The sequence below is a fragment of the Candidatus Hydrogenedentota bacterium genome (assembly GCA_035450225.1).
GTDB lineage: Bacteria > Hydrogenedentota > Hydrogenedentia > Hydrogenedentales > SLHB01 > DSVR01.
Window position 1 is genome coordinate 1 of record DAOTMJ010000104.1, and the last position, 1,848, is coordinate 1,848.

Consider the following 1,848-nt stretch of genomic DNA (forward strand, 5'->3'; position numbering starts at 1 on the left):
GAATGGCGCTTAATTAAGGCCTAATACTTCTGGGGATAATGGCTTGCGTCGTGCCGGGCCGGGGGTGTTTTCAAAGATCAAGGTGCGGCTGATCTGCTCCATGCGCTTGAGGGCCGCTTGGGTCTCGCGCCACGCCTCTATCGCCTTTTTCATCTGTTGGTATTGCTCTTTGGACAGGGCGACGGAAATGGTTTTTCCACGTTCCTTGCGCGTCCACTGGTAGCAGGGTCCGCCGGCTCCCGGCCCGCGATCTTGCACGTAGCCGTGGCTGATCCAACGGGTTTTGCCCAGTTGGGTGCGCAGACGCCTATATTCCGCCTTTAATTCTTTTTCGCCTGGTTTCATGAAAACAGACTAGCATATCCGTCAATAGGGCGGTATATATACCGCCCTATGAAACGCAACGCCACCCCCTGTTTTCCACAGTTCGCCGCACAAGTAGCCGCCATGGGCAAGCGAGCCGTCGCCCCCCTTTCGTCGCTCATCGACGTGGAAGCGCAGTTCAGTCGGTTCCTGCCGAAACGGGGTCCCGAATTTCCGGCAGACGGCCCTCGACGGCGAGAACGCAAGTATCCATCAGCCATCGTGTTCTGGAGCTTCATCTGGCAAGTCCTCAAGCCGAGAACCTCCTGCAGAGAAGTTGTCCGCCAGATCCAGGCGACCCGCGAAACCCAGAACTTCAAATACGACGAAAGCACCAGCGGCTACTGCCAGGCCAGAACCCGGTTGCCGGAGAGCACCCTGCGCAAGGCGTTGGCCGATACCGCCGAAACCGCCGCCCAACTCAGCCATGCAGGCGTGCCGGGATGGAACCGTCCCGTCAAGGTCGTCGACGCCACGTCTGTCACCCTTCCCGACACAGCGGCCAACCGCAAGACTTACCCCTATGCTCCCGGACAAAAGCCAGGCTGCGGGTTCCCGAACATGAAGGTGCTCGCGCTGAGTTCGCTGGCCAGCGGCGCCGTTCTGGCGGCCCGCGAAACCGGCAAGCACATTCACGACATTCGGATGTTCAAGGTTTTCTTCGACCTGTTCAAACCCGGCGACATCGCCTTGGGAGATCGCGCGTTTTGTGCCTTTGCCTCCATGGCGACGCTGCTTCTCGGGAAGGTCGACTCGGTCTTCCGCCTCCATCAGAGGCGGTTGCTGGACAAACGACAGGCGCGTCGAATCGGCCCTTCAGACTGGATCGCGACATGGACGCGGCCCATTCAACGGCCCGACTACGTCGAGCAGAAGGAATGGGACGCATTGCCCGAAATTATCCAAGTGCGCATCTTCCGCGTTCAACTCAAGCACAACGGATTTCGCACCAAAACCCTTTGGATCGCCACGACCCTGCTCGACCCCGTCGCCTATCCCCTCGAACGCATCGCCGTACTCTACCGTATGCGCTGGGAGATCGAACTTGGATTCCGCGACTTGAAGACCACCATGGCGATGGAAGAGCTTCGGTGCCGCACCCCGGCCATGGTTCGCAAGGAACTCCTCGCCTATCTGGTCGCCCACAACTTCATCCGCTGCCTCGAAGCCGAGGCCGCCACCCGCCACGGCGTGCCACGCCATCGCATCAGCTTCAAGGGAACCATCGACGCCGCGCGAGCCTTTCACGCCGCCATGTCTCGCGCCCGATCCAAGGGCAAATCCAAGGAACTCCGCGACAGACTCCTCGAAATCATCGCGCTCGATCTTCTTCCCGAAAGACCCGGACGAAGAGAGCCGCGCGCCGTCAAGCGCAGACCAAAACCGTATCCCTTGCTGACAAAACCCAGAAGCATATTCCGCGAAATTCCCCATCGCGGAAAGAAAAGTACAGCCGCATGACTGTTCTTATCTTAGCGCCATTCG

2 protein-coding genes are annotated in these 1,848 nt (G+C 59.5%); one reads left to right on the top strand and one right to left on the bottom strand.

Annotated elements, in window-relative coordinates; translation table 11 throughout:
- Positions 1-9 precede the first annotated feature (9 nt).
- Positions 10-345, bottom strand: a complete 336-nt coding sequence (locus P5540_19870) for a hypothetical protein (GenBank protein HRT67072.1) — start codon at positions 343-345, stop codon at positions 10-12.
- 102 nt (positions 346-447) lie between these two features.
- Here P5540_19870 and P5540_19875 point away from each other — a divergent pair, with 102 nt between their 5' ends.
- Positions 448-1,824 (top strand): IS4 family transposase, encoded by a 1,377-nt coding sequence (locus P5540_19875; protein ID HRT67073.1) that lies wholly within the window; start codon positions 448-450, stop codon positions 1,822-1,824.
- The last annotated feature ends 24 nt before the right edge of the window (positions 1,825-1,848 follow it).